4 protein-coding genes are annotated in these 5487 nt (G+C 68.3%); 1 reads left to right on the plus strand and 3 read right to left on the minus strand.

What is annotated here, in order from left to right:
* Positions 1-1546: alpha-amylase family glycosyl hydrolase (locus tag AC1DU6_RS18980; RefSeq protein ID WP_477858889.1), on the plus strand; the 1546-nt coding region annotated here is incomplete at its 5' end.
* A 48-nt stretch (positions 1547-1594) separates the two neighbouring features.
* Here AC1DU6_RS18980 and AC1DU6_RS18985 read toward each other — a convergent pair.
* The 3 genes from AC1DU6_RS18985 to glgX all read right to left on the minus strand — a co-directional run.
* Positions 1595-2272 carry a PEP-CTERM sorting domain-containing protein gene (locus tag AC1DU6_RS18985; protein ID WP_457446321.1) on the minus strand — a complete coding sequence of 226 codons (678 nt, stop codon included), beginning with the start codon at positions 2270-2272 and terminating at the stop codon, positions 1595-1597.
* Positions 2273-2430: 158 nt separating this feature from the next.
* Entirely contained in the window at positions 2431-3942 is a 1512-nt protein-coding gene (malQ, locus tag AC1DU6_RS18990; RefSeq protein ID WP_477858891.1) for a 4-alpha-glucanotransferase, read from the minus strand.
* On the minus strand, positions 3939-5487 hold a 1549-nt coding region (gene glgX, locus AC1DU6_RS18995; protein ID WP_477858892.1), incomplete at its 5' end, for a glycogen debranching protein GlgX. The genes glgX and malQ, both read right to left, overlap by 4 nt.

The raw sequence follows: 5487 nt of genomic DNA on the forward strand, positions 1-5487 counted from the left end.
CGGCACGACGCTGCGCTACCCGCTGCTGGCCCGCGCGCCGGGCTCGGCGCAGCGCCAGGGCTTTGGCCCCAGGGACGCCATCTATCTCGTCGTGCCGGACCGCTTCGCCCAGGGCGGCAGCGGCAAGCCCGCCGACATGAAGGAAGGCATCCACCGCGACGACCCCGGCGGCCGCCACGGCGGCGACCTGGCCGGCATGCGCCAGCACCTGGGCTATATCGCCGGGCTCGGGTTCACCCAGGTCTGGCCGACGCCGCTGGTCGAGAACAACAGCGCCAGGTACAGCTATCACGGCTATGCGGCGACGGACTTCTACAAGATCGATCCGCGCTTCGGCACGAACGACGACTTCGGCGCCTTCGCCACCGAGGCTCGGGCCCAGGGCGTCGGCGTCATCCAGGACATCGTGCTCAACCACATCGGCAGCGGCCACTGGTGGATGGCCGACCTGCCGGCGCCGGACTGGGTCAACCAATGGCCAGCCGGATACACCGAAACCCACCACGCGCGCATGACGCTGCAGGACCCTTACGCGTCGCCGAGCGACCGCCTGCGCTTCACCGATGGCTGGTTTGTTCCCGGCATGCCCGACCTGAACCAGCGCCGGCCGGAGCTGGCCACCTATCTGACGCAGATGACGCTGTGGTGGGTCGAGCGTTTCGGCCTGTCGGGCATCCGCACCGACACCTACTCCTACTCCGACCGCAACTTCCTGACCCGCTGGTCGGCCCGCGTCATGCAGGAGTACCCGCGCCTGAACATCGTCGGCGAGGAATGGAGCCCGCACCCGGCCGTCGTGTCCTACTGGCAGCGCGGCAAGAAGAACCACGACGGCTATGTGTCATACGCACCCAGCCTGATGGACTTCCCGCTGCAGGGCAATCTGCTGGCCGCGCTGACCGAGGACGACGGCGCCCACACCGGCCTGACCAAGCTCTACGAGGGGCTGGCGCATGACTTCGTCTACCCCGACCCGGCCAACCTCGTGCTGTTCGACGGCAACCACGACACGCCGCGCCTGTTTTCGCTGCTCAAGCGCGATGTCGGCCTGACCAAGATCGCGCTGGCCTACCTCGCAACGACGCGCCGCATTCCGCAGCTCTTCTACGGCAGCGAACTGCTGATGCAGAGCCCCGTGGAGCGCGACGACGGCCGCGTGCGCGCCGACATGCCCGGCGGCTGGCCCGGCGACACCGTCAACGCCTTCACCGGCGCGGGCCTGACGGCCGAGCAGCGTGAGATGCAGGACTGGACGCGCCGCCTCTTCAACTGGCGCAAGGGCGCCACCACCATCCACGACGGCGCGCTGATGCAGTACGCACCGCTGGACGGCTGCCATATCTTCTTCCGCTACGAAGCCGACCGCACCGTCATGGTCGTGCTGAACAAGAGCGCCGAGCCGGTGAATCTGGCGCTGTCCCGCTTCAGCGAGCGCGTGGCCGCGGGTGACCGTGCCCGCGACGTCCTCGGTGACCGGGAGTTCAGCCTCGGCGCCACGCTGACGGTGGCGGCGCGCAGCCCGCTGATCCTGGAAGTCTCGCGCTGAACGGAAAAGGGCTCCTTGCGGAGCCCTTGTTGCCGAGGCGAACGCCTATCAGCAGGGGCGACGGCGGCGTGCCAGCAGGCCGACAACACCCAGGCCGGCGAGCAGCAGCGCGTAGGTCTCAGGTTCCGGTACGGGGTTTGCGGTGAACGCGAAACTCAGCTTGTTCTGCGGCTGCGCGCCGATGGCGGCGAAGCTGCCGCCGGACGCATTCAGCGTGATGGAAGCGCCCGTCACGGCGAAGCTGCTGAACGCGCCGACCGGCACGCTGGTGGAGCCGGAGAAATAGCCCAAGAAGGGGTTGATGACCGTCTGCGTCAGGGGTGCAGAAGGCAACGCCATGGGCGCGCCGCCATCCAGCGAGACCATGCCCGTCGCGGTGATCGACGTCGTCGCGCCGCCGTTCTGGGCGTAGACGATGTTGCCCAGGCTGGACATGACGGCACCGCTCAAGGCGTAGCCCGGGTTGACCGAGATGGTGAAGTCGGGAATGGCGAAAGTGGCCGACATCGCCGCGCCACCCACGCTCGTGACGTTCACCGACGGGTCCACCGACCAATCGAAGCCCACAGCGCCGCCACCGGCAGTGAACCAGCTGCTGATCCAGCCGAAGCCCGTGGTGGTTTCGTCGTAGGTGACTGAGTAGGAGCCGGCGTTCAGCGTCGTGGTGGCGCTGGCCAGACCGGAAACGAGCAGGGCCGCGGCGGCGGCAAGGGTCTTGATCTGCATGGTGGACCTTCTTTGGAAGCGCCCCGGCGCAAAGGCGCACCGAGGAAACCGGCCGATGCTAGCGAAATGCCCCGCAGCCCGCCCCTCTGATTGATCAACAACGTGCTACCGATGAAGCCAAACCGCCCCCCGGTTCAGGGGGAAGGCGGCCTGCAGCGTCAGGCGGGCAGCTTCAACAGCTCGAACGGGCCCCGGCCCGAAGCCGCGGTAATGAGGCCGAGCACGCGCGCCGGCTCGCTGCCCAGCATGCCCCAGTGGAAGCGCCAACCCCAGTTGCCACCCAGCACGCCGGGCACATTCATGCGGTGGGCGCTGTTCAGGCCAAGCACGTCCTGCAGCGGATACACGGCCATGTTGGCCACCGAATTCGCGCAGGCGCGGATCATGGCCCAGTGCACGTCGTGGTCGCCGCAGGCGAGGTAAGAGCCGGCAAAGGCGCGCTCGCGAGGCTTGGCCTGGTCCCACCACCCGCGCACGGTGTCGTTGTCATGCGTACCGGTGTAGGCCACCGAGGCCCTGGGCCACATATGCGGCAGGAATTCGTGGTCGCCCTCGGCGCCGAAGGCGAACTGCAGGATTTTCATGCCGGGGAAGCCGCAACCATCGCGCAGCGCGTGCACGTCATCGGTGATGAAGCCCAGGTCCTCCGCCACGATGGGCAGCGGGCCCAGGGCTTGCCTGATGGCGTCGAAGAGGGCCATGCCCGGGCCGGTCAGCCACTGGCCCTGCGTGGCGTCGGGGCTGCTGGCGGGAATCTCGTAGTAGCCGGCAAAGCCGCGGAAATGGTCGATGCGAAAGACGTCGGCCTGCGTCAGCGCGCGCTGGATACGGGCCGTCCACCAGGCGTAGTTCTCGTCGGCCATCTTGTCCCACCGGTAGAGCGGGTTGCCCCAGCGCTGGCCGAGCGGGCCGAGGTCATCGGGCGGCACGCCGGCCACCACCGTGGTCTGGAAGTTGTCGTCCAGCTCGTAAAGGTCCGGGCGCGACCAGCAGTCGGCGCTGTCGTGGGCGACAAAGATGGGCAGGTCACCCATGATGTGGACGCCGCGCTCGTTGGCGTAGCTCTTGAGCGCTCCGGCCTGCACGTCGAACTGCCACTGCACGAATTGCCAGAAGGCGATCTCGTCGGCGTAGTCCTTGCGCGCCGCCGCCAGTGCCGCGGACTCACGCTTCTTCAGGCCTTCGCTCCACTCCCACCACGGCTGGCCGTTCAGCGGCGAGCGGATGGCCATGAAGAGGACGTAGTCGTCCAGCCAGCTCTGCGCTTCCAGACACCACTTGGCGAAGGCGATGCGGTCCGCGTCCGCCGCGTTGGCGAAGAAGCCCTTGGCCGCGGCGCGCAACTGCTGCTCGCGCCAGGGCGTGACCGTGCCGTAGTCGACCAGAGCACCATTGAAGGAGGGAACATGGGGTTGAGCCAGCCAGCCCTTGGCGATCAGCGGTTCCAGCGCCACCATCCACTGGCTGCCGGCGAAGGCCGACACGCCCTGGTAGGGGCTGTCGCCGGGGCCGATGGGTGTCGTCGGCAGCAACTGCCAGACGGACTGGCCGGCGGACTGCAACCAGTCGACGAAACGATAAGCGTCGGGGCCGAAGTCGCCCATGCCATGGGGGCCGGGCAGCGAGGTGATGTGCAGCAGCACACCCGAGGAGCGTTGGTTCAGGTTCATGCGTGGCGCAGTACGACGAGGGAACGGGCCGGCACATTGAGCGGCTGGCCGGGAAGAACGAGGGGCGCGGCCGATTCGCCGCTGCTGTCGAGCACGAGCTGCCAGGGCCCGTTGCAAAGCAGGAAAGGCAGCGGCGCCGGGTCGGGGTTGAAGACGATCATCAGCCGCGGTGCGCCGGCATCCGCTTCGCGCAGCTGGGCGCCGAAAGCGCGCTGGCCGGCGTCGTGCCAGTCGTGCGGGCTCATCTCGTGGCCGCTGGGCGCGTACCAGGCAATGCTGGCGTCTGCCGGGCCACTGGCAAACCAGCGCGGGTGGCGCAGCAGCGGCTCGCTCGCGCGCAGGGTCAGCAGTTGCGCGACGAGCTCGGTCGTGCGGCCTTCAGCCTGGTCCCAGTTCAGCCATGTGATGCCGTTGTCCTGGCAATACGCGTTGTTGTTGCCGCCCTGGCCATTGCCGATCTCGTCACCGGCGCACAGCATCGGCGTGCCTTGCGCCAGCAGCAGCGTGGCCAGCAAAGCGCGGCGAACGCGTTCGCGGGTGGCGTTGATGGCGGCGTCCTCGGTCGGGCCTTCGGCACCGAAGTTGGCGCAGAGCTCGCCGTCGCGGCCATCACGGTTCTCTTCGCCATTGGCGTGGTTGTGCTTGGTGGAATAGCTCGTCAGGTCTGCCAGCGTGAAGCCGTCATGAACGGCCACGAAGTTGACGGAGGCGGTGGGCAGCCGCTGCCCATGGTGAAAGACATCACTCGAGGCCATGAAGCGCCGCGCCAGCTCTCCGCGCCCGACGCCCGGTCCGGCGCCGAGCCAATAGCCGCGCACGGCGTCGCGGAACTTGTCGTTCCACTCCAGGAAACGGCCGGGGAAGCGGCCGACCTGGTAGCCGTCGTAGGCCGCGTCCCAGGGCTCGGCGATCAGGTGCACGCCGGCCAGCAACGGGTCCTGGCGCAGCGCGGTGAAGAAGGCGGCATTCGGGTCATAGCCCTGGTTCGTGCGGCCCAGCACCGGCGCCAGGTCAAAGCGGAAGCCGTCGACGCCCATCTCGGCGACCCAGTAGCGCAGCGAGTCCAGCACGAACTGCGTCACGCGCGGGTGGGCACAGTTGACGGTATTGYCGCAGCCGGTCAGGTTCTCATTGCGGCTCTTGTCATCCGCGACGAGCCGGTACCAGGTGGCGTTGTCCAGGCCACGCAAGCTCAGCGTCGGGCCGAACTCGTTGCCCTCGGGCGTGTGGTTGTAGACGACATCGAGCACGACCTCCAGACCGGCGGCGTGCAGCGCGTCGACCATGCGGCGGAACTCGGCCGTCACGGCCGTGGGGTCGTGGCGGTGAGCCGCATTCGCCCAACGCGGGTCCGGGCAGAAGAAGCCCAGCGTGTTGTAGCCCCAGTAGTTGTGCAGGCCGCGCTCGGCGAGGTGGGGCTCGTCGATGCAGTAGTGCACCGGCAGCAGCGACAGCGTCGTCACGCCCAGGCGCTTGAAATGAGCGATGGATGCGGGGTGGGCCAGGCCGGCATAGGTGCCGCGCAGTTCCTCGGGCATGCCGGGC

It is taken from the genome of Roseateles sp. P5_B10, assembly GCF_056400485.1.

What these genes read in the sequence shown, in the direction of transcription:
- AC1DU6_RS18985 (WP_457446321.1), bottom strand. Translation starts at nt 2,272, where the DNA reads ATGCAGATCAAGACCCTTGCCGCCGCCGCGGCCCTGCTCGTTTCCGGT.
- malQ (WP_477858891.1), bottom strand. Translation starts at nt 3,942, where the DNA reads ATGAACCTGAACCAACGCTCCTCGGGTGTGCTGCTGCACATCACCTCG.